The following is a 21,503-nucleotide window of genomic DNA, read 5'->3' as shown; positions in this document are numbered from 1 at the left end:
TTTTAGCCGGTTTTATCTTCAGGAGAAATAGCCAATCATCTCCCCCATCGCATCGCTTCTTTATTAGTGTTCAGGAGTCGCCCATGAAAGCCATTGCCTATTACGCCTCGTTGCCGATCAGTGACGACAAGGCTCTGCAAGACATCGAGCTGCCGGAGCCGGTTGCCGGCCCCCGCGACTTGCTGGTGGAAGTCAAAGCCATCTCGGTCAACCCGGTGGACACCAAGGTGCGCCAGAACGTCCAGCCCGAAGATGGCGCGGCCAAAGTGTTGGGTTGGGATGTGGCCGGCGTGGTCAAGGCGGTGGGCAGTGAGGTGACGCTGTTCCAGGCTGGCGACAAGGTGTTTTACGCCGGCTCCATCGCGCGTGCGGGTGGCAACAGCGAGTTGCATGTGGTGGACGAGCGCATCGTCGGCCGCATGCCGAGGACACTCGGGTTCGCCGAAGCCGCTGCCCTGCCGCTCACCGCGATCACGGCGTGGGAACTGTTGTTCGAACGCCTGCAAGTACGCGAAGGCAAAACCGATGAAGGCCAGAGCCTGTTGATCGTCGGCGCGGCGGGTGGCGTGGGTTCGATTCTTACGCAGCTCGCTCACCAACTGACGGCCCTGAAAGTCATCGGCAGCGCTTCGCGTGCGCAGACCCAAAGCTGGGTGAAGGAACTGGGTGCCGATCTGGTGATCGACCATAGCCAGCCACTGAGCGAAGCACTCAAGCGTGCCGGCGTGGATCAGGTCACCCACGTCGCCAGCCTGACCCAGACCGACCAGCACCTGGACCAACTGGTCGAGGCATTGGCGCCCCAGGGCAAGCTGGCGCTGATCGATGACCCCAAGGCCCTGGACGTGACCAAGCTCAAGCGCAAGAGCCTGTCACTGCACTGGGAGTTCATGTACACCCGTTCGCTGTTTGAAACCGCGGACATGATCGAGCAGCACAACCTGCTCAATCGCGTCGCCTGGCTGATCGATGCCGGGACCCTGAAAACCACGGTGGGCGAACACTTCGGCACGATCAATGCGGCCAATTTGCGCCGTGCCCATGCCCTGCTGGAGAGCGGCAAAGCCAAGGGCAAGATTGTGCTGGAAGGGTTCCGAGGCGCTGAAAAAAGCCATCGCTGATTTCATGTTTTCCGTCGGCGACCGGGTAGTTCCGGTCGCCGACAATCCCTGCGGGCACCCTCGAAAGTCGTGTTTTTTTTAGTTACAAACCGTCAGTCCGACAGTTGATCCTTGTCACAATGGTGCTCGAATTCGGGACTACAATCGAATCTCCTGCGAGGCAGTCTTTTGCGTAACGTCTTTTACGAGACATCTTTTACAAGACATCTTTTACAAGACATCTTTTACAAGAGGAGTTCGGCTATGAAGATCCTGATAAAAGAACTGGCAAAGTCCCAGTGGCAAGTTCGCTTGGATCAACATGCTGTGACGTTCCGCAGCGAAGCAGAAGCTCGCGCTTTCACGCGTACTCTTGAAGCCCGCATCCAGGCCCCTCACCAGATTCCCGTCCTCCACCCGCAGCGTGCGGCCGGCTGACTCCGGTCTCAAACCTGGGCTTGCGCCAGCGCCCGGGCATTTTGCAAACGCCGGGTGAGCAATGCCGCGCCCACCACCAGAATTCCACACAGGCTGATGACCATCGCCATCGGCACGGCGCTGCCGTCGTGCAGCACGCCCACCAGCGCAGAGGCACCGGCAGCCACGCTGAATTGCAGGCAACCGAGCAGCGCCGACGCGCTGCCGGCCCGTCCACCCTGCCCGCTCATCGCACAGGCCGCTGCGTTGGGACTGATGCAACCGAGGCTGGCGATACAGATGAACAATGGAATCAGCAGCGGCCACAGGTGTGCCGGGTGCAGAGAGCTGACAGCGAGCAGGGTCAAACCGGCCGCCAGATAAACCCACACCGCGCGCACCAGCAAGAAGGCCGGACCACGTTTGGCCAGCAACCGCGCATTAACCTGTGCCACCAGAATGAAGCCCGCCGCATTGGTGCCGAACAGCCAGCCAAAATGCTCGGCCGGAACGCCGTAGAGCTTGATGATGATAAAGGGTGAACCGGCGATGTAGGCAAACATCCCGGCGATGGCGATACCCCCGGTCAAGGCATGGCCGAGGAACACCGGGTCGGCTAGCAACCGACCGTACTGACGCAGCGCACCCGATAGCGGCTGACGCGGTATGTGGGCCGGCAAGCTTTCCGGCAATCCCGTCGCAACCGCCAGCCCCGCCAGCGCACTGAAAACGGTCAAGGCCAGGAAGATCGACTGCCAGCCTGTCGTGTTGACCAGCAACCCACCCAGCAATGGCGCGAGGATCGGCGCCAGCCCCATCACCAGCATCAACTGCGAAAAGACTTTCGCCGAACCCACCGCATCACACTTGTCGCTGACCACCGCCCGGGAAATCACCATCCCCGCGCAGCCGCCCAACGCCTGGACGAAACGCGCGCCGATCAGCCATTCCAGATTCGGCGCATAGGCGCACGCCACGGAGGCAACGGTGAACAGGCCGACACCGGTGAGCAACGGAATGCGTCGCCCGAAACGATCCGCCACCGGACCATAGGCCAACTGACCGATGGACAAGCCGAGGAAGTACGCCGCCAACGTCATCTGAACGTGATTTTCGTCCGTCCCGAAAGCCAGGGCCATGGCCGGGAAGGCTGGCAGATAGAAGTCGATCGCCAGCGGACCGAAAGCGCTCAAGGCGCCAAGTATCAGAATGGTACGCAAGTTCATCAGGCATCCAGTGGGGCAGAAGTCGGCAGCCCGACAGTCTAGCCGCGCATGGACGCCTTGAACATTCCAGTAGCTCGCTAACTATCAAATTCAGGCCAGTTTGACGCCGTAACCCTCTTCGCTGATCACCTCGATCACCTGCTCGGCGGTCAGCGCACTTTCGACACCGACCTCCCTGGCCGCCAGATCGACCCGCACACTGGCCGCCGGGTCTTTGGCCTGGACCGCTTGGGTGATGGCCTTGACGCAGTGACCACAAGACATGCCTTCAACGCTGAACACTTGCATGGGATGATTCCTTTTCCGAGGGTTGAGCCCAGTTTCGAGCTTGCCACCATGGCAAGGTCAAGTTCTGCAGTTAGCTGCCGGGCTGGCAATCGTTGCCGGGCTCGGCCAAGCTGCGTCCATCAATGACTCGAACTCAGGAGATTCAGCCATGCGCTGGTCGGTTTTCAGCCTGTTTGGCTTTCTCAGCCTTTTCGCCGCCGTGCCTTCGGTCAATGCTGCCGGTCAGGATTATGGCGTGCTGATCATTTCCCGCGAGCGCCTGGAAGTCGCGACCAGTTGCGAAATCGGTGTGTACATCCAGGATCAATTGGCGGCACGGCTGTTTCAGGAGCAGAGCACCTCGTTCAACCTGCCGCCGGGCATCGTCTCGCTGCGCCTTAAGCTGCTGCCGGGCCAGGTGCCGGGTTGCAATCCGGGCATGCTCGCCCCGGGTTCGCAGGACATCCAGCTCAAGGCCGGGGATGTGCTGAAGTACCGGATCGCGATGACACAGGAAGGGATGTACCTCAAACGCGCCGGTCTCGGTTACTGACACACACACCTTGTGGGAGCGAGCTTGCTCGCGATTAGGCCGTTACATTCAACAACTCTGTTGACTGATACTCCGCTATCGCGAGCAAGCTCGCTCCCACAGGGGATCAGCGGCACGTTTAAGATTGGCACTTGACCTTGCCAACATGGCAAGGTTGATCCTGTGGTCATCTACTACAGGGAGTGCGACCGATGTCCGAATCCACCACGTTCGACCTGCCGATTGCCGGTATGACCTGCGCCAGTTGCGCCGGGCGTGTCGAGCGCGCCTTGAGCAAAGTCATTGGCGCCAGTGCCGTCAGCGTCAACCTTGCCACTGAACAGGCGCGGGTGCAGGCACCCAGCGACAGCTTGCCTGCCTTGATGGATGCCGTGGCCAAGGCCGGCTACAGCGTGCCGCAGCACAGCCTGGAACTGAGCATCGACGGTATGACCTGTGCGTCCTGCGTCGGTCGGGTCGAGCGTGCGCTGGGCAAGGTTGCCGGAGTGAAAAGCGTCAGCGTCAACCTGGCCAACGAACGCGCCCACCTTGAACTGCTCGGCCAGATCGATCCGCAATCCTTGATCGCCGCAGTGACCAAGGCTGGCTACAGCGCCAGCGTCTGGGAAGCCGAACACCCGCCAACCGACAATCAGCAACAGCGCCTGCATCGCGAACGCCAGGCCTTGATCATCGCCATCGCCCTCGCCTTGCCGCTGGTATTGCCGATGCTGCTACAGCCCTTCGGCGTGCACTGGATGCTCCCGGCTTGGGCGCAGTTCGCCTTGGCCACGCCGGTGCAATTCATCTTCGGCGCACGGTTTTACGTCGCCGCGTGGAAAGCCGTGCGCGCCGGGGCCGGCAACATGGACCTGCTGGTCGCCCTGGGCACCAGCGCCGGGTATGGCTTGAGCCTGTACGAATGGGCCACCGCTGCCGGGCGCATGCCGCACCTGTATTTCGAAGCCTCGGCGGTGGTGATCGCCCTGGTGCTGCTGGGCAAGTACCTGGAAAGCCGCGCCAAGCGCCAGACCGCCAGCGCCATCCGTGCCCTCGAAGCCTTGCGCCCGGAACGGGCGATTCGGGTGATCGATGGCCACGAGCAAGACGTCGCCATCAGCGCCCTGCGCCTCGATGACCTGGTGATGGTCAAACCCGGCGAACGTTTCCCGGTGGACGGCGTAGTGGTTGAAGGCCAGAGCCATGCCGACGAAGCGCTGATCAGCGGCGAGAGCCTGCCGGTGCCCAAGCAGCCCGGCGACAAAGTCACCGGTGGCGCGATCAATGGCGAAGGCCGGTTGCTGGTGCGTACCCAGGCCCTCGGTGCGGAAACCGTGCTGGCTCGGATCATCCGCTTGGTGGAAGACGCCCAGGCCGCAAAAGCGCCGATCCAGAAACTGGTGGATAAAGTCAGCCAGGTGTTCGTGCCCACCGTGCTGCTGATTGCCTTGGCCACCCTGATCGGCTGGTGGCTGTACGGCGCGCCGATGGAAACCGCGCTGATCAACGCCGTGGCAGTGCTGGTGATCGCCTGCCCTTGCGCACTGGGCCTGGCCACACCGACGGCGATCATGGCCGGCACCGGCGTGGCGGCACGCTACGGGATTCTGATCAAGGACGCCGAAGCACTGGAGCGTGCCCATGAAGTCAGCGCAGTGGTGTTCGACAAGACCGGCACCCTGACCTCCGGTGCCCCGCGCATCGCTCATCTGAGTGCCGTCAATGGTGATGAGGCGAGCCTGCTGGAACTGGCCGGCGCCCTGCAACGCGGCAGTGAGCATCCGTTGGCCAAGGCCGTTCTGGATGCCTGTACCGAGCGTGGATTGAAGGTGGCCAATGTCAGCGACAGCCAGTCCCTGACCGGGCGCGGCATCGCCGGCAGCCTCGAAGGGCGTCGCCTGGCGCTGGGCAATCGTCGCCTGCTGGAAGACAGCAGCTTGAGCGCCGGACCGTTGGCCGACTCGGCGACCGCGTGGGAAAAAGAAGGCCGGACCTTGTCCTGGCTGATCGAAYAATCCCCCGAACCTCACGTGTTGGGCCTGTTCGCCTTCGGTGACACCCTCAAGCCCGGCGCGCTGCAGGCAGTACAACAACTGAGCGCACGAAACATCAGCAGCCACCTGCTGACCGGCGACAATCGCGGCAGCGCCAACGTAGTGGCCGAGGCCCTGGGCATCCACGATGTGCATGCCGAAGTGCTGCCGGCAGACAAAGCCGCCACGGTCGCCGCACTGAAACAAACCCGCGTGGTGGCGATGGTCGGCGACGGCATCAACGACGCCCCGGCACTGGCCGCCGCCGACATCGGCATCGCCATGGGGGGCGGCACCGACGTCGCCATGCACGCGGCCGGCATCACCCTGATGCGCGGCGATCCGCGAATGGTGCCGGCCGCATTGGAGATTAGCCGCAAGACCTACGCCAAGATTCGCCAGAACCTGTTCTGGGCGTTCGTCTATAACCTGATCGGCATTCCATTGGCGGCATTCGGCCTCCTCAACCCGGTGTTGGCCGGTGCGGCCATGGCATTGTCGAGCGTCAGCGTGGTGAGCAATGCGCTACTGTTGAAAACCTGGAACCCCAAGGACCTGGAGGACAACCGATGAACATCGGCCAAGCGGCCCGCCACAGCGGCCTGAGCGCAAAGATGATCCGTTATTACGAATCCATCGGCCTGCTCAAGGCGGCCCATCGCACCGACAGCGGTTATCGGGTGTACGGCGATGACGACCTGCACACGCTGGCGTTCATCAAACGCTCGCGGGACCTGGGGTTTTCCCTGGAAGAAGTCGGCAAGTTGCTGACCCTCTGGCAAGACCGCCAGCGCGCCAGCGCCGATGTGAAAGCGTTGGCCCGCCAGCACATCGATGAGTTGAACCAGAAGATCCGTGAACTCGGCCAGTTGCGCGACACCTTGCAGGACCTGGTTGAGCACTGCCAGGGCGATCATCGGCCGGATTGTCCGATTCTGAAGAATCTGGAGTCGGGGTGTTGCAACACTGCGCCCCCATCGTGATAGCAGGACACCGCAAAACCCTGTGGGAGCGAGCTTGCTCCGGGCGGCGTTCCGACGATGAGGCCATTACATTCAACATCCATTTTGTCTGTTCTACCGCCATCGCGAGCAAGCTCGCTCCCACAGGTATTGTGTCTGTCACATCGAATCTGTTGCGCACAAAAAACCCGGCCGAAGCCGGGTTTTTCTTTAGCCGATCACTGCATCCACGGTGGAGGCGGTTCTTCGGTCTTGCCCGGCGGAGCATCGTCCGCCGCGCGTACGGCTTGCTTGCGCTCTTCATCCAGGCGTGCGGCCTCGATTTCGCGCATGATTCCGCCCACGTCAGCCAGCTCTTCCGTGTCGGCGAACTCGCCGGTCAGGACACTGGCCGGGTGCAAGGTGCCGGCCTCGTACAAGGCCCACATTTCCTTGGCGTACTTGGTCTTCTTCAACTCCGGCGCAAAGCGACCGAAGTAGGACGCCATGTTGCCCACATCCCGCTCCAGCATGCTGAACGCGTGGTTGTTGCCCGCCGCATCCACCGCTTGCGGCAGGTCGATGATCACCGGGCCGGTCGGCGTCAGCAGCACGTTGAACTCGGACAGGTCGCCATGCACCAGGCCGGTACACAGCATCAGCACGATCTGGGAAATCAGAAACGCGTGATATTCGCGGGCCTGATCCGGCTCCAGCACCACATCGTTCAGACGCGGCGCGGCATCACCGTACTCGTCGGCCACCAGCTCCATGAGCAGTACGCCTTCGAGGAAGTCGAACGGCTTGGGCACCCGCACACCGGCATTGGCCAGGCGGAACAGCGCCGCCACTTCGGCGTTCTGCCAGGCGTCTTCGGTTTCCTTGCGGCCAAACTTGGATCCTTTGGCCATCGCCCGGGCCTGACGGCTGTTGCGCACCTTGCGGCCTTCCTGGTATTCGGCCGCCTGACGGAAACTGCGTTTATTCGCCTCCTTGTAGACTTTCGCGCAACGTAACTGGTTGCCGCAGCGCACCACATAAACAGCTGCTTCTTTACCACTCATGAGTGGGCGCAGCACCTCGTCGACCAGACCGTCCTCGATCAGGGGTTCAATGCGTTTTGGAGTCTTCATCAGCTTTTATTGTGGGTCCTTTATTACCAAACACGCGAAAGTCATTCGTTATACGGCAATCCACCCACGGGGGGGAGGGGTTACCGACTTATGAGTATTGCACAAGCACACAATGTGCCGATTTCATCAGGAAAACCGACGACCGTCACGGGTCGCTCCAGATCATAGCCGAGCCTGCGTCAATTGTTGTGCAAGGGCATTGAGGGCAATTGCGACAGAAACTGACACCACCTTCATACCTTCCGTAGGATTTTTCCCGGCAGGCCTCAATTTCCTCCAATAACAGCCGAAGTCCTTAGTGACAAAAGTGATTTGTCCGACAATCGCTGCCACAACAAAAGCGATGCCGCACTCAAGGACCCGGGTTGACCAAGAACGTTTACGGCTGCCAATAAACCGCGAGTCATCTGCACTGCGTGGGCCTACAAGAAAATCTGGAGCGCGGATGAACATCAAACAGAAGTTGACCTGGGCGTTTGCAATCATCGCCTGCCTGCCCGTGGTGCTGGTCGCCACCCTCGTTGTGCTGAACCTGCGCAGTGATGCCAGGGACGAATTCATCGACGGCAGTGCCCGCGAGATTCGTCAGGTCAGCAACGCCATGCAATTGTTCTTTGACGGCATCAGCCAGAACGTCGATTACCTGGCCAAACAACCGCTGATCCGAAACTCCGACGACAGCCTCAAGACTTACATGGCCGCCAACGCCGAGAGCGTCCCCCAGGGCGAGGCTGACAAAAAAGTCTTCACCCTGCTCCAGGACCTGGGCAACAGCCACCCGGCCTACGCCTACGCCATCCTCGGCACGGCGGCGGGCGGCTACGTGTCGTGGCCGGATGATCCGAAGTTGAACAATTACGACCCGCGCCAGCGCCCCTGGTACAAGGCCGCCCAGGCCAAACCGGGCAAGCCGTTCCGTACCGAGGCCTATTACTGGGCCCAGGATGACGCGACCTACGTCAGCACCGTGCGCACCATCGACAACAAATTGGGCACCAACGGCGGCGTGGTCAGCATCGACGTTACACTCAAGCAGCTCACCGAGATCGTCAAACAGATCAAGCTCGGTGAAACCGGCTACCTGATGCTGCTGGAAAACACCGGAATGGTGCTGGTGGATCCGAAACAACCGGAACACAACTTCAAACCGCTGAATAGCCTTGGCGACGGCTACGCGCAACTGGCCAAGGCCGGCAAGGGCCTGGTGGAAGTGGAGCTCAACGGTGAGCGCTACATGGCCAACGTCTGGCCGTCAGAGCAACTGGGCTGGACCTTCATCGGCCTGATCAAACAGAACGACGTGATGAGCTCCGCGACCCAGCTGACCTGGTTGATCGCCATCATCGCCGCCGTTCTGGCCGTCATCTTCGCCATCGTCGGCGCCAGTTTTGCCAGCCTCATCGTACGCCCGATCCGCAGCGTGGCCAGCGGCCTGGAAGGCATCGCCCAGGGCGAAGGCGACCTGACCCAGAACCTGCAAATCCGTGGCAACGATGAAACCGCGCAACTGGCCAACTGGTTCAACCAGTTCCTGGCCGCCATTCGCAACCTGATCCAGAACATCGGCGGTGCGGCAGGCAAGATCCTCGCCACGTCCAAGAGTTCGACCCAGGTCTCCAGCGACATGGCCGAAGCCGCCGGACGCCAGCGTGAAGCGGTGGACATGGTCTCCACGGCGTTCCACGAAATGGTCGCCACCGCCAACGAAGTCGCACGTTCTTGCAGCCAGGCAGCGGAATCCGCCGACAGTGGCCAGCGCCAGGCACGTGAAGGTCAGCAACAGATCGATGCGGCGGTGAACAGTGTCGATCGCCTGAGCCAGGAAATCGAACAATCGGCCCAGTCGATGCAACAACTCGAACGTGACAGCAACGACATTCAGTCGATCCTGGGGACCATCCGTTCGATCGCCGAACAGACCAACCTGCTGGCGCTGAACGCCGCAATCGAAGCGGCCCGGGCCGGTGAACAAGGTCGCGGTTTTGCCGTGGTGGCCGATGAAGTGCGGGCCCTGGCCAAGCGCACGGCCGACTCCACGGCGGAAATCGACGGGCTGCTGGGCAACCTGGCCAAACGCACCAGCCAGGTGACCCAGCAGATGCACGCCAGCCTGGAAGTGTCCCAGCAATCGGTGACGCGCATCGGCGAGGCGCGCAACAGCTTCGGGCAGATCCGCGAGTCGGTGGACGTGATCCGCGACATGAACACCCAGATCGCCACGGCGGCGGAACAACAGCATCAAGTGGCCGAAGACATCAATCGGCACATCAGCCAGATCCATGGCGATGCGCAACTGGTGGCAGAGTTGGCCAACTCGGCGCGCCTGGATTCCCAGAGCCTGGCCGGGTTGTCCAGTGAGCTGGACGGGTTGGTGCGCAGGTTCCGTACCTGATTCGCAAAATCACCACTAAACCCTGTAGGAGCGAGCCTGCTCGCGATGGCGGCATATCAGTCAACATAGATGTTGAAGCTGATGGCCCCATCGCGAGCAAGCTCGCTCCCACAAGGTTTCAGTGTCGTTCACATAATCTGAGCCAGGCAAAAAACCTGTGGGAGCGCCTCCACATTTTTTTGTGTTCAACGTTCGATAATGGCGGTCACCCCCTGCCCACCCGCAGCGCAAATCGAAATCAGCCCCCGCCCCTTGCCCGCCGCATCCAGCAACTTCGCCAGGTTGGCGACGATGCGCCCGCCGGTGGCGGCAAACGGGTGCCCCGCCGCCAGTGAACTGCCTTTGACGTTGAGTCGGCGGCGGTCAATCGAGCCCAACGGCGCATCGAGGCCGAGACGGGTTTTGCAATATTGCGGATCTTCCCAGGCCTTCAACGTGCACAGCACTTGCGCGGCGAAGGCTTCGTGAATTTCGTAGTAGTCGAAATCCTGCAAGGTCAGACCATTGCGCGCCAGCAAGCGCGGTACGGCGTAGACCGGCGCCATCAACAAGCCTTCGGCGCCGTTGACGAAATCCACCGCAGCCGCCTCGCCGTCGTGCCAGTAGGCAAGAATCGGTAACCCGCGCTCCTTGGCCCATTCCTCACTGCCCAATAGCACCAGTGACGCACCATCGGTCAGTGGTGTGGAGTTGCCTGCGGTCAGGGTGCCCCTTGCGCTTTTCTCGTAGGCTGGCTTGAGCACGGCGAGCTTTTCCAGCGTGGAGTCCGGGCGCAGGTTGTTGTCGCGGGTCAGGCCCAGGAACGGTGTCATCAGGTCGTTGTGCCAGCCTTCGGCGAAGGACGCGGCCAGTTTCTGATGGCTCTCGAGCGCCAGTTGATCCTGTGCTTCGCGCGGGATGTTCCAGGTCTGGGCCATCAGTTCGCAATGCTGGCCCATGGACAACCCGGTGCGCGGCTCGCCGTTGCGCGGGAATTCGGGGATCAGATGTCTGGGGCGCAATTGCAGGAAGGTTTTCAGTTTGTCGCCGGTGGTTTTCGCGCGGTTGGCTTGCAGGAGGATTTTGCGCAGGCCCTCGCTGACGCTGATCGGCGCATCCGAGGTGGTGTCCACACCACCGGCAATGCCGCAGTCGATCTGGCCCAGGGCAATCTTGTTCGCCACCAGCAACGCTGCCTCCAGCCCAGTACCGCACGCCTGCTGGATGTCATAGGCCGGGGTGGTGGGCGAAAGCCGCGAACCGAGTACGCACTCGCGTGTGAGGTTCATGTCCCGCGACAACTTGAGCACGGCCCCGGCGACCACTTCGCCGATGCGCTGGCCGTGCAGGTTGTAACGTTCGATCAGACCTTCGAGGGCGACGGTGAGCATCACCTGGTTACTGGCGGTGGCGTAGGGGCCGTTGGAGCGGGCGAAGGGAATCCGGTTACCACCGATGATCGCCACGCGGCGCAGTTGGGTCATGAAAAGCTCCTGGTGAATGATTCAAATCGAAAACCGCCCCTGTAGGAGCGAGCCTGCTCGCGATGGCGGCCTGTCAGCTACATTGATGGCGACTGACTTATCGCCATCGCGAGCAGGCTCGCTCCTACAATGTAACCAAGCGTAGGCCTTATCTCGTGGATCGAATGACTGATCGCCGTTCGTGATCCACACTTTGAACCCCAGCTGCTGGAGCGCGTTCCATGTCTGACCGCTATATCGACTTCGCCAATTCGTCCATCGGCCATCGTCTGGTCGGCGCTCTGGGGCTGCCGGCGCCGACCAGACTGGAGCGCTGGCAAGCAGGCCGACTTCGACCCGTGGAAGGTGCGTTGCTGATCGGCGGTGGGCCGTTGACGGAACACGTCAGCGCCTTCGCCAACCGCCTGACCGACGCGATCTACAGCTACGGCACCGAGCCTTCGATGGCCACGGCCTGGATTCCCGACCATGGACCGAAACTCAAGGCTGTGGTGTTCGACGCCAGTGATCTGCTGCACACCGATCAGCTCAAGCAACTGCGCGAGTTTTTCCAGCCGCTGATGAGGAACCTCGATCACTGCGCGCACCTGGTGATTCTCGGACGCGATCCACAAACCTTGCGCGACCCGTTCGCCGCCAGTGCGCAGCGTGCCCTGGAAGGTTTCAGCCGTTCACTGGCCAAGGAGATGCGCAACGGCGGCACCCTGCAATTGATCCATGTCGGCGAAGGTGCCGAGACACAACTGGAAGGCCCGCTGCGGTTTTTCCTCTCGCCGAAAAGCGCCTTCGTGTCCGGGCAGGTCATTCGCTTGAATCCGTGCGCGACGCCAGTCACCGACTGGACACGCCCGCTCGCCGGGCGCAAGGCGCTGGTCACCGGCGCGGCGCGGGGCATTGGTGCCGCCATCGCCGAAACCCTTGCCCGTGATGGTGCCGACGTCATCCTGCTCGACGTGCCGCCGGCCAAAACCGATCTCGAAGCCCTCGCCGCCCGCCTCGGCGGGCACAGCATCACCCTCGACATCTGCGCCGAAGACGCTGCCACGCAGTTGATCGAACAGTTGCCCGACGGCCTCGACATCGTGGTGCACAACGCCGGCATCACTCGGGATAAAACCCTGGCCAACATGACCCCGGAATACTGGGACGCCGTTCTGGCGGTCAACCTCAATGCACCGCAAGTGCTGACCAAAGCCCTGCTCGACAGCGGCACCCTGCACGACAACGGCCGGGTGATTCTGCTGGCGTCCATCAGTGGCATCGCCGGCAATCGCGGGCAAACCAATTACGCGGCGAGCAAGGCCGGGCTCATTGGCCTGGCGCAGGCGTGGGCGCCGCTGCTCACCGAACGCGGCATCAGCATCAACGCCGTGGCGCCGGGCTTCATCGAAACGCAAATGACCGCGCACATTCCCTTCGGCCTGCGCGAAGCCGGACGGCGCATGAGTTCGCTTGGCCAGGGCGGCTTGCCACAAGACGTCGCCGAAGCCGTGGCCTGGCTCGCGCAACCGGGCACCGGCGCGTTCACCGGGCAAGCGTTGCGCGTGTGTGGGCAAAGCGCTCTGGGGGCTTAGACATGATCACCGACTGGCACACACTCAATCGCGAACCGAGCCTGCCGGGGTCATACGCACGAGCGGCGACACGGCGAAAAATCACTGGCACCCGCCTGCCGGATTCGGGTTTGCGTTGCTGGGTAGAAGTCGATCCCAAGCGCCTGGCGGCTTATCGCAAGGTCTGTGGTTTCGCCGACAGCGGCCTGCTGCCGCCGACCTATCCGCATATCCTCGGGTTCGCCTTGCAGATGCAATTGCTCACGGCAAGGAACTTCCCGTTTCCGCTGCTGGGCCTGATTCACCTGAGCAACCGCATTCGTGTACTGCGCCCCATGGGCGGGGTGAATCGGGTGTGCGTCAGCGTGCAAGTGCAGAACCTGCAACCCCACGCCAAAGGCGCGACGTTCGATCTGCTGACCAGCCTCGACGATCAGTTGGGGCCGTTGTGGGAAGCAGAAAGCCGGATGCTCTGTCGCGGTGTCAAACTCGAGGGCGAACCGCTCGAAGAACCTCTGACATCCAGCCTGGACTTGAGCGAAATCGAGCACTGGAAAGCGCCCCCGGACATCGGCAGGCAATACGCCAAGGTGTCCGGCGACTACAACCCGATCCACCTGAGCGCGGCCAGCGCCCGGCTCTTCGGTTTCCCGACCGCCATCGCCCATGGCCTGTGGAACAAGGCACGCACACTGGCTGCGCTGGCCGGGCACCTGCCGACGGCAAATGTCGAGATCGCGGTGCAGTTCAAGAAGCCGGTACGGTTGCCCAGTGAAGTGACGTTGCTGGCCAGTGCGCCAGGGCCGAGCGGGGATTTGCAGTTGGTGGGCGCCGGGGATCTGGAGCATATGGTCGGGCAGTGGCGGCCGGTTGCCTGACAAGGCCGATGTCTGTGGCGAGGGAGCTTGCTCCCTCGCCACAAAAGCTGCGTGGTCAGTCTTGCGGATCGAGATTGTCCAGCGCCCGGTTCACCGCCAGCTCACCCAGCATGATCACCTGCGCAATCCCCAGCATCGTATTGCGCTGCGAGCCTTCCAGAAACCCCGCGAAATCACTCGCCATCACACTCGCCGACGCCAGTGATTCACAGGCGTGGGCCAGCAGGGTTTCGGTGTCGATGTCCGAGGCAATGACGAACATCGTGCTGGGCTTGTGAATGGCAGGCTGCTTAGGTGGATTGAGGTAGTGATCGAGGGCGCGGTCGGCGGCTTCGTGGAGTTTGTTTGAGTGGGGGGAATGGTATGGGGAAACGTCGTCGGTTTCGGGGGGATTTGGGGTGGGTTTGATCATGGTGAAGCTCCATTCTTGGATTTGGAGTTCGCCATCACTGCGACCAAGCAGAAGGGTGGCGAACCGTACGCAGGTTGGTCGACCAGGGAATGGAAACCCGGCAGGGCCTAGGCCCTCCCACGCACAGCTCGCCATTAAGCAAGCACAAAAATGCCGCTCGCGCGGCACTGTGCGCCATTCTAAACCCGGGCGACCAAACCCGATCACTGAATTTGCAGCGACTGACAAAGGCTAGAGATCGCACTTCCGACGGACAACCTGAAAAACATGTCGGAGGTTTCCTCGGGACTTGAGGAAAACTACACAGGATTGGTCGGCTGACAGGCCGCCATCGCGAGCAAGCTCGCTCCCACAGTTGGGCTGGGTACATTCGAAAGAAATTGGTCGGCTGTCAGGCCGTCTTCGCGAGCAAGCCCGCTCCCACAGGTACTCAGTACATCCGAAAGATTTCGATCGGCTGTCAGGCCGCCATCGCGAGCAGGCTCGCTCCTACAGAAGAGCAAAGGCAGAGCGGCGTACACCACTGCTCTTCACCACTCATCAGGCCGAGCGTTAGCTCGCCTGCAGCTCTTGATCTTGATCCACCCGCCCCCTCGGCAGGCTGAGTGGAGGCGTTCATCCGGGGGTGGGCGCGCAGCGCCGTTCGGCGCAGCCGAACACATCGAGAGAAGGAAGCCGCCGTTACCGCAGCAATGGATATGTACACCATCCAAAAAAACCCCTGTGGGAGCACAGGGGTTGAGAGGCCGGCTGATTCTAGGACGCGTGCGGTGGATAGTTGGCCAATATCCGCGTGACCGTTTGCCAGATGGCATCGCGACGATCCGTCGGGTTCGGCGTGCGGCTGAGCATCTGCTCGTCACTGCCGCGCCACACCAGTTTGCCGTCCTTGCCATCGAGCAGGTCGATCTGGATGGTCGCCACTTTGTAGCTGACATTGCGGGTTTCGTTGTACATCGGTGCGCCGTAGTAGCCATGCCACGGGTAACCCCAGCCGCCGCCGTAATTGGTGGTCACCTGTTGCTGCCGCTCTTCGACAATCAGGTAGGCCTGCACATTCAAATCGCCCTTGGCACCCGCGGCGGCCGGACGCAGACCGCGCTGATCCAGTTGATCGGCAACCGCCTGACGGACGCGCTGTTCGGTCAGGTCGCTCTTGATCCGTGGATCATCGGGACGGTATTGCAGGGCGGGTTCTTTCCAGGTCCAGCTGCGATAGGCAGCAAAGTCGCGGCTGGCGTCGAAGTCATGATTGACCTGGTTGGCGGCGCAGGCACTGAGCAGCGCGGCCACTACCAGTAAAACTAAACGGCGGAACATGATGATTCTCCGGTTGAAGACATGATCCTGTGGAATGCTTCTTATCTACAAGAAGCTAACTAGGAGGATACGCCGACATCGCCTTTTCCACAGCCTCCCGTATCGCATCGGCGCGCTCGCTTTCGCGGCCCCGGTTGCCGGTTTCAGCGCTGGAGCTCCAAATCGGTTGACCACTTTTGGCGTCAAACATGTCCACCTGCACGACCACGACCTGTTCCTGATAGGTACGGATGATCGGCACGGTGGCGTATCCGCCATATCCAGGACCGTAGCCGTTGTAGCCGCCATAACCGCCGCCGTAATAGTCGTCCCGAACCTGACGCAGGCGGGTTTCCATCCGCAGGTCGGCGCTGACAAACAGGTCCGCCGGACGATTGTCATGCAGCGGACGCAAACCCCGCTGATCCAGCGCATTGCTGACCGCTTCGGCGACCTGCGCCGAGTCCGCCCACGCAGTGCCCGGTGGCAGATGGCCGTTGAGCCAGGCCCAACTGCGATAACGTCCATAGTCACGCGGCGCTGCCGGGTAAGCGCTGCGGTCAAAAGTATTGGCGGCCTGGGGTGGCGCCGGTGGCAAAGGGTTGGAAGTGGCCACATAGGGGTTGCTGCCCTGACAGGCAGCCAGCCCCAGGCAGAACACCAGTACACCTGAATGATTTTTCATTTCGTGCTCCGATCAGACAGGCCGACAGATCCAGTGCAAGTAACGCCCAAGTCCGGCAAAGCTTGGATGGCGACGGTGGGCCAGTTCCATTTCGAGCAGGTCCACCAGTTCGGCACGGGCCTGGAATTCCACCGGCATGTAATCGTGAAAAACTCGCACGCCACTCTGTATTTCGACCTTCCACAGGCCTTCAAGTTGCGTCGCCAGCTCGCGCGGATCAAGGGGCTGCTGCGGGGTCAGGCTCTGCTTTTCGCCGGCCATGTCGTTCTTGCGCATCTTGCGGAAATGGCCCTTGAGCAAGTTGCGATAAATCAGCGCGTCGCGGTTGTAGAACGCCAGGGACAGCCAGCCATCCGCCTTGGTCAGTTGATGCAGCACCGGCAGGATGGCGTGGGGTTCGGCCAGCCATTCCAGCACGGCGTGGCACAGCACCAGATCGTAGGGTTCGGTGAGCTGCCCGAGCAGTTCCTGCCAGGGTGCCTGAATGAATGTGGCGCTCTGCCCGGCTTCGGCAAAACGCTGGCGGGCGCCTTCGAGCATCGGTTCGGCAGGCTCGGCGAGGGTCACCTGATGGCCGCGCTGGGCCAGCCACAACGACATGTGACCAAGGCCGGCACCGATGTCCAGAACGCGCAGCGGACGGTCGGGCAAGGTTTCGGCCAGATCGGCCTGCAACACCGCCAGACGGATCGCACCTTTGGCACCGCCGTAGATTTTTTCGGCGAAACGGGTCGCCAGTTGATCGAAATGACGGTCGCTCATCAGCTGAACCTCCGTTCGCTGTCCGCCAGCTTGCTGCGCACCACGGCATCCATGTCCAGGCCCAGCTCACTGCACAACAGCAACAGATAAAGCACAATGTCACCGACTTCCTGCCCGGCGTGGGCGAGTTTGTCCGCCGGCAACTGGCGTGACTGGTCTTCGGTAAGCCACTGGAAAATCTCCACCAGCTCGGACATTTCCACGCTCGCGGCCATGGCCAGGTTTTTCGGGCTGTGAAATTGTCGCCAGTCATTGCGGTCACGGATGGCGTGCAGGCGTTCGGTCAGTTCAACAAGGTTCATCGGGCTCTCCTGAAGGCGTATAGCTTCGGGGGGATCACAGGTGAAGGCAAGGGGCAGAAGTTGCATGCTCACCTGCGCAACCCTCTATGCTTGTGGGAACTCGGCAGCATGATCGACAGCCCAAGACTCAATTCTCTTTAATCAGGACGTTCACTCCATGCAGGTAGAAGGATTTTCCGAATGGCTCGGCCAGGTACTCGGCTCGATCATCCGCTTCATCATTGATGGCCTCAGTGGGCTGTTCAATCTGTTGAGCAACGCCAGCAGTAATTTTGTCGAAGGCCTGTCCCAGGCGCTGGGCATGGATACCTCGGTCATCAGCATCGTGACCTTGATCCTCGGGCTGATACTGCTGTGGTCGGCGATCCGCGCCTTTCTCAATGCGTCGTTCATCATGGGGATCATCTGGTTGATGTTGGGGCTTTGGTTGCTCAGCTGGATCATCCACTGACACCATCAATTCCTATAGGAGCCGGCTTGCCAGCTCCTACATTGGAGCGCGGCATATCCGGAATGTGCCGCTACAATGCCTGCTCCCAAGGAGCCTGCATGTCCAACCTGACCGCCGACTGGCGCGACCGCCCTACCCATCGCCGGGTCTGGGCACTCGCCGCGCCGATGATTCTTTCGAACATTTCAGTACCGCTGGTGGCACTGGTCGACAGCACCGTCATCGGTCACCTGCCCCACGCCCATCAACTCGGCGCCGTCGCGGTCGGGGCCAGTCTGTACACCTTCCTTGCCTGGGCCATGGGCTTTCTGCGCATGGGCTCCACCGGGTTCGCCGCCCAGGCGGCGGGGCGCGGGGATGGTGCGGCCTTGCGGCAGATTCTGTTGCAAGGCCTGTTGCTCGCCATCGGCCTGGCCGTGGTCCTGGGTGCGGTGGGCGTACCATTGAGCGGGGTGGCGTTGCACTTCATGCAACCGTCGGCTGAGCTCGATCAGCTGACCCGCGAGTTTTTCCACACCCGTCTGTTCGGACTCCCCGCAGCGCTGGCCAGCTATGCCTTGGTCGGCTGGTTTCTCGGCACCCAGAATGCCCGGGCGCCGCTGGCGATTTTGCTGAGCACCAACCTGGTCAACATTGCCCTGAACCTGTGGTTCGTCCTCGGACTGGAGTGGGGCGTGGTCGGTGCCGCCCGGGCCTCGGTGATTGCCGAGTGGACAGGGGCACTGATCGGTTTGCTGATGACCCGCAAAGCCCTGCGCGCCTACCCCGGGCATATCGCCTGGGCGGCATTGGCGCTGTGGCAGAGTTGGCGGCCATTGCTGGCGGTCAACCGCGACATCTTCATCCGTAGCCTGGCGCTGCAATCGGTGTTTTTCCTGATCACGGTGCAAGGTGCGCGGTTGGGCGACGCCACGGTCGCGGCCAATGCCCTGCTGCTCAATGGCTTGCTGCTGACCGCCCATGCCCTCGATGGCCTGGCCCACGCCGTGGAAGCCCTGTGCGGGCATGCGCTTGGCGCCCGCAATCGCGATGCCCTGCGCCGCTCATTGGTGGTGGCCGGCGGCTGGTCGTTGCTGGCAAGCCTGGGCTTTGCTGCGCTGTTTCTGTGCGCCGGGCATCTATTCATCGAGATGCAGACCAACATTCAGAGCGTACGCGACACCGCGTTCATCTACTTGCCCTACCTCGCCGTACTACCGCTGATTGCCGTCTGGAGTTACCTGCTCGACGGCCTGTTCATCGGCGCCACCCGCGCCAGGGAAATGCGCAACGGCATGCTGCTGACCGTGGCGCTGGTGCTGCCTATCGGCTGGGTACTGCAAGGCGGGGGCAACCATGGCCTGTGGATAACCTTTTTGTTGTTCATGCTCCTGCGCAGTCTGACCCTTGGCGTGATTGCCTGGCGTCTGCGCCGTCACGATGGCTGGTTCGCCGGCAGCACTCACTGAACGGGGCAACCTCATGACCAGGGTGGATCGCTCTGCCACAAGTGACGCAGGCTATCGAGGCGCTCCTGTTGAGTCCGCCCCGGCAGCGGCTGCACGGGCACGGCGTCGGGATACTGCAAGCGCAGCCATATCCAGCCATCAAGCACCGGGCGCTCGCTGAAACCCAGCGCCACCCCTTCTTGCACATGGGCCCTCAGGCGGGAGAAATCGGCACCGGTGGATTGGTTCCAGCGCCAGGCCTGCTGCTCGAGCAGGCAGGTTTGCAGTTTTTCCTGTTGCCCGGCACTGAGGTTCTCCTCGACTGCCAACGGACTGACCGCCAGCCCCGGGTTGGACAAGCGCTGCCAGCCCTCACATCCCGTCGCGCGGTCGGCCCAGCTGCCACCGAACCAGCGCAACTGGTTGATGGGCCCGAGCCAGCGACTCAGCTCAACGGCATCGCAGGCATCGAAGAAATAGCTCGCCGTGATCGGGTTGTAGTAGCTCAAAAGGGCCCGGTGCAGGCCAAGCGTGACCGTGAGCATGCGCTGCAAATGCGCCAGCAACGACGCAGCGCTGGCCTCGCTGACCATCAGCAATCCGGGCCAGCGTTGTCCGTCGACGATGCATAAGTCGGCCAGTGCCGGGCAGGTACGCAGATCGACCAGGACCGGTCCCTGCTCATGCAGCGCATGCCACTCCGTACCTTCGAACAACCCTGACCACCGGGCTTGCGCAAACATTTGCCGAAGTGTGACACCCGCCTGCGGCGTGCCCGGTACATCCAGCAACAGCCACTGCGGGGGTGCCTCGGGCTTGCGTGTGGCGATCATGCTCCAGAGCTCTGGCCAAGCTGCGTCGCCAGACGACAGGTACACAACGCCTGTGCGCAATGGTTGAAGCTGCCACCGCCGGGCAGCAGGCACAACACCAGCAATGGCTCCCCCGACCGCAACCATTGCTCCAGGCCCTCATCATGGGTGCAGCCGGGCTGGGGGGTGTCAGCGTCCGTCACTTCGACCTTTGCCGGCGCATGCAGCAGCCCGGTTATCTGCGGTTGATCGGGATCGCCCTCGACAAAACCCACGACCAGCTCAGTCCCTTCCCGCAATGGCAAGAACGTCGATGCCTGCAGTTGCCTGGCCAGGGGTAACCAGCAATGGCTGGGCGCAGCCCCTTCGCCCTGATAAAGCCAGTCGAACTGCACCGGTACCGGCCTTGCCGGGTCGGGGCCTGGTTCATCGACCTCGACGACCCACGCCCGTTGCAGGCTATGCATTTGTGGTTTGACCGTCACACAGGGCGGCGCGAAGGGTGTCGGCCACTGCAGAGCACGGGCCTGATTGTGGTAAGGCCTCGCCGTATCCTGACTGCCCCAATGCTCAACGTGGGTCAGCAACCAGAGGCGATTGCATTCGGCAACCGGATGACCGGACAGCGGCATCAGCCGACCGCTGCGCAAGGTCGCCAGGTCTGTCCGGCATTCGGCACTCTGCACCGCTGTCCCACCACAGTGCTGACGTTCGAACTGCCGCACCGCCGGCCGATCGCCCTCGCTGCGCAATACCGCAGGTTCGCCGGTTGGAAAATGCCGATGATCATCCCCAAACACCACACAGTGCCCGCGGGCCCGGTGTTCGAAGTGGTAGTGAAGTCGTTCCTGGGCGCACAGTCGCTGGAGAAACTGCAGATCCGACTCTCGATATTGCGTGCAGAAATCCCGGGGCGGGTATTCGCAGCTCAGCGCCAGGCGTCGATCTTTGCCGGTAATACCGTGCTCCTTGAGCACCCGGTCGAGGATTTGCGGCACTGAAAGGGCGCTGAAAATTCGTTGGCTGAAGCGCTGGGCCAGGCAAGCCAGTTTTGGCCCCAGACGCACCTGGCAGAGCCGGGGTCCCGAGGCATGATCACGCTGGACGAGTTCATGCAATTGTCCATGCACGTGGCTTCCGTCTGGTCCGAAATGCAACGAGGCCGGGCGGTACAGCAAACTGGCAAGGTCAAGCACCGGGTCATCGATCAGCAGTTCCAGGTCGAACACGAACGGCTCGCTGATGGCCTCTTTACCGGTAAAGGCCAGGACCTCAAAGGAGTCGGGCAGACCTGCTACATCCAGACGAAATGACGGTTCGCTGACTGGATTGAACATCGGCGTTTCTCTACAGGAGGGGCGGCCGGGGATTCTCGCTGAGAGACATGGCCGAGTAGAGTGCCGAAGTACAACTTAGGA

21 protein-coding genes and 1 pseudogene are annotated in these 21,503 nt (G+C 61.8%); 11 read left to right on the top strand and 11 right to left on the bottom strand.

Features of this window, described 5'->3' with window-relative positions; all coding sequences use genetic code 11:
- Positions 1–83: 83 nt before the first annotated feature.
- Both AC1DU9_RS09660 and AC1DU9_RS09655 read left to right on the top strand, forming a co-directional pair.
- Positions 84–1,121 carry a zinc-binding alcohol dehydrogenase family protein gene (locus tag AC1DU9_RS09660; protein WP_477810063.1) on the top strand — a complete coding sequence of 346 codons (1,038 nt, stop codon included), beginning with the start codon at positions 84–86 and terminating at the stop codon, positions 1,119–1,121.
- Between the two features lie 243 nt (positions 1,122–1,364).
- Positions 1,365–1,538, top strand: coding sequence for a hypothetical protein (locus AC1DU9_RS09655; RefSeq protein ID WP_008021930.1), 174 nt, complete (start codon positions 1,365–1,367; stop codon positions 1,536–1,538).
- Positions 1,539–1,546: 8 nt separating this feature from the next.
- On the opposite strand, the gene AC1DU9_RS09650 is transcribed toward AC1DU9_RS09655, so the two are convergent.
- Both AC1DU9_RS09650 and AC1DU9_RS09645 read right to left on the bottom strand, forming a co-directional pair.
- Entirely contained in the window at positions 1,547–2,743 is a 1,197-nt protein-coding gene (locus AC1DU9_RS09650; protein WP_223462790.1) for a multidrug effflux MFS transporter, read from the bottom strand.
- Positions 2,744–2,833: 90 nt separating this feature from the next.
- Entirely contained in the window at positions 2,834–3,031 is a 198-nt protein-coding gene (locus AC1DU9_RS09645; protein ID WP_223462789.1) for a heavy-metal-associated domain-containing protein, read from the bottom strand.
- A gap of 148 nt (positions 3,032–3,179) precedes the next feature.
- Here AC1DU9_RS09645 and AC1DU9_RS09640 point away from each other — a divergent pair, with 148 nt between their 5' ends.
- From AC1DU9_RS09640 to cueR, 3 genes are all read left to right on the top strand, one after another.
- Positions 3,180–3,563, top strand: coding sequence for a hypothetical protein (locus tag AC1DU9_RS09640; RefSeq protein ID WP_008050348.1), 384 nt, complete (start codon positions 3,180–3,182; stop codon positions 3,561–3,563).
- Between the two features lie 191 nt (positions 3,564–3,754).
- Positions 3,755–6,148 (top strand): heavy metal translocating P-type ATPase, encoded by a 2,394-nt coding sequence (locus tag AC1DU9_RS09635; RefSeq protein WP_477810062.1) that lies wholly within the window; start codon positions 3,755–3,757, stop codon positions 6,146–6,148.
- A complete protein-coding gene (cueR, locus tag AC1DU9_RS09630) occupies positions 6,145–6,558 on the top strand; it encodes a Cu(I)-responsive transcriptional regulator (RefSeq protein ID WP_223462787.1) in 414 nt (137 codons plus the stop codon). Before AC1DU9_RS09635 ends, cueR begins: the two co-directional genes overlap by 4 nt.
- A 197-nt stretch (positions 6,559–6,755) precedes the next feature.
- On the opposite strand, the gene AC1DU9_RS09625 is transcribed toward cueR, so the two are convergent.
- The gene (locus AC1DU9_RS09625) at positions 6,756–7,649 is read right to left on the bottom strand and encodes a PA4780 family RIO1-like protein kinase (protein WP_126049080.1); all 894 of its coding nucleotides are present in this window, start codon (positions 7,647–7,649) and stop codon (positions 6,756–6,758) included.
- Positions 7,650–7,992: 343 nt separating this feature from the next.
- Here AC1DU9_RS09625 and AC1DU9_RS09620 point away from each other — a divergent pair.
- A pseudogene (locus tag AC1DU9_RS09620) lies at positions 7,993–9,183 on the top strand (cache domain-containing protein); the annotation flags it as partial.
- Positions 9,184–9,273: 90 nt separating this feature from the next.
- Positions 9,274–10,041 (top strand): methyl-accepting chemotaxis protein, encoded by a 768-nt coding sequence (locus tag AC1DU9_RS09615; protein ID WP_371917236.1) that lies wholly within the window; start codon positions 9,274–9,276, stop codon positions 10,039–10,041.
- Between the two features lie 185 nt (positions 10,042–10,226).
- Here AC1DU9_RS09615 and AC1DU9_RS09610 read toward each other — a convergent pair whose 3' ends face one another.
- Positions 10,227–11,504, bottom strand: a complete 1,278-nt coding sequence (locus AC1DU9_RS09610) for an acetyl-CoA C-acetyltransferase (protein ID WP_477810061.1) — start codon at positions 11,502–11,504, stop codon at positions 10,227–10,229.
- Between the two features lie 221 nt (positions 11,505–11,725).
- Here AC1DU9_RS09610 and AC1DU9_RS09605 point away from each other — a divergent pair, with 221 nt between their 5' ends.
- Together AC1DU9_RS09605 and AC1DU9_RS09600 are read left to right on the top strand one after the other, a co-directional pair.
- Positions 11,726–13,078, top strand: coding sequence for a 3-oxoacyl-ACP reductase (locus AC1DU9_RS09605; RefSeq protein WP_223462784.1), 1,353 nt, complete (start codon positions 11,726–11,728; stop codon positions 13,076–13,078).
- A 2-nt stretch (positions 13,079–13,080) separates the two neighbouring features.
- Complete coding sequence (locus AC1DU9_RS09600; RefSeq protein WP_223462783.1) at positions 13,081–13,935, top strand: MaoC family dehydratase; 855 nt, start codon at positions 13,081–13,083, stop codon at positions 13,933–13,935.
- 55 nt (positions 13,936–13,990) lie between these two features.
- Here AC1DU9_RS09600 and AC1DU9_RS09595 read toward each other — a convergent pair whose 3' ends face one another.
- The 5 genes from AC1DU9_RS09595 to AC1DU9_RS09575 all read right to left on the bottom strand — a co-directional run bounded on the left by AC1DU9_RS09595 (position 13,991) and on the right by AC1DU9_RS09575 (position 17,395).
- Entirely contained in the window at positions 13,991–14,347 is a 357-nt protein-coding gene (locus tag AC1DU9_RS09595) for a DUF6124 family protein (protein WP_477810060.1), read from the bottom strand.
- A 756-nt stretch (positions 14,348–15,103) separates the two neighbouring features.
- Positions 15,104–15,667, bottom strand: a complete 564-nt coding sequence (locus AC1DU9_RS09590) for a DUF4136 domain-containing protein (RefSeq protein ID WP_223462781.1) — start codon at positions 15,665–15,667, stop codon at positions 15,104–15,106.
- A gap of 55 nt (positions 15,668–15,722) precedes the next feature.
- Positions 15,723–16,331 carry a DUF4136 domain-containing protein gene (locus tag AC1DU9_RS09585; protein ID WP_223462780.1) on the bottom strand — a complete coding sequence of 203 codons (609 nt, stop codon included), beginning with the start codon at positions 16,329–16,331 and terminating at the stop codon, positions 15,723–15,725.
- A 12-nt stretch (positions 16,332–16,343) separates the two neighbouring features.
- Positions 16,344–17,093 (bottom strand): methyltransferase domain-containing protein, encoded by a 750-nt coding sequence (locus AC1DU9_RS09580; RefSeq protein WP_108219847.1) that lies wholly within the window; start codon positions 17,091–17,093, stop codon positions 16,344–16,346.
- Positions 17,093–17,395 carry a MazG-like family protein gene (locus AC1DU9_RS09575; RefSeq protein WP_085727452.1) on the bottom strand — a complete coding sequence of 101 codons (303 nt, stop codon included), beginning with the start codon at positions 17,393–17,395 and terminating at the stop codon, positions 17,093–17,095. Before AC1DU9_RS09575 ends, AC1DU9_RS09580 begins: the two co-directional genes overlap by 1 nt.
- A 157-nt stretch (positions 17,396–17,552) precedes the next feature.
- Between AC1DU9_RS09575 and AC1DU9_RS09570 the strand changes: the two genes are divergently transcribed.
- The gene (locus tag AC1DU9_RS09570; protein ID WP_223462779.1) at positions 17,553–17,846 is read left to right on the top strand and encodes a hypothetical protein; all 294 of its coding nucleotides are present in this window, start codon (positions 17,553–17,555) and stop codon (positions 17,844–17,846) included.
- A 98-nt stretch (positions 17,847–17,944) separates the two neighbouring features.
- Positions 17,945–19,294: an MATE family efflux transporter gene (locus tag AC1DU9_RS09565; protein ID WP_477810059.1), complete on the top strand. Its 1,350-nt coding sequence runs from the start codon at positions 17,945–17,947 to the stop codon at positions 19,292–19,294.
- A gap of 11 nt (positions 19,295–19,305) precedes the next feature.
- On the opposite strand, the gene AC1DU9_RS09560 is transcribed toward AC1DU9_RS09565, so the two are convergent.
- Positions 19,306–20,106, bottom strand: coding sequence for a DUF4123 domain-containing protein (locus AC1DU9_RS09560; protein ID WP_477810058.1), 801 nt, complete (start codon positions 20,104–20,106; stop codon positions 19,306–19,308).
- Positions 20,103–21,422, bottom strand: coding sequence for a contractile injection system protein, VgrG/Pvc8 family (locus tag AC1DU9_RS09555; RefSeq protein ID WP_477810057.1), 1,320 nt, complete (start codon positions 21,420–21,422; stop codon positions 20,103–20,105). The genes AC1DU9_RS09560 and AC1DU9_RS09555 overlap by 4 nt, the downstream gene beginning before the upstream one ends.
- Between the last annotated feature and the right edge of the window lie 81 nt (positions 21,423–21,503).

It is taken from the genome of Pseudomonas sp. P4_C1 (assembly GCF_056402155.1).
This window is presented reverse-complemented; position numbering and strand designations above follow the sequence as displayed.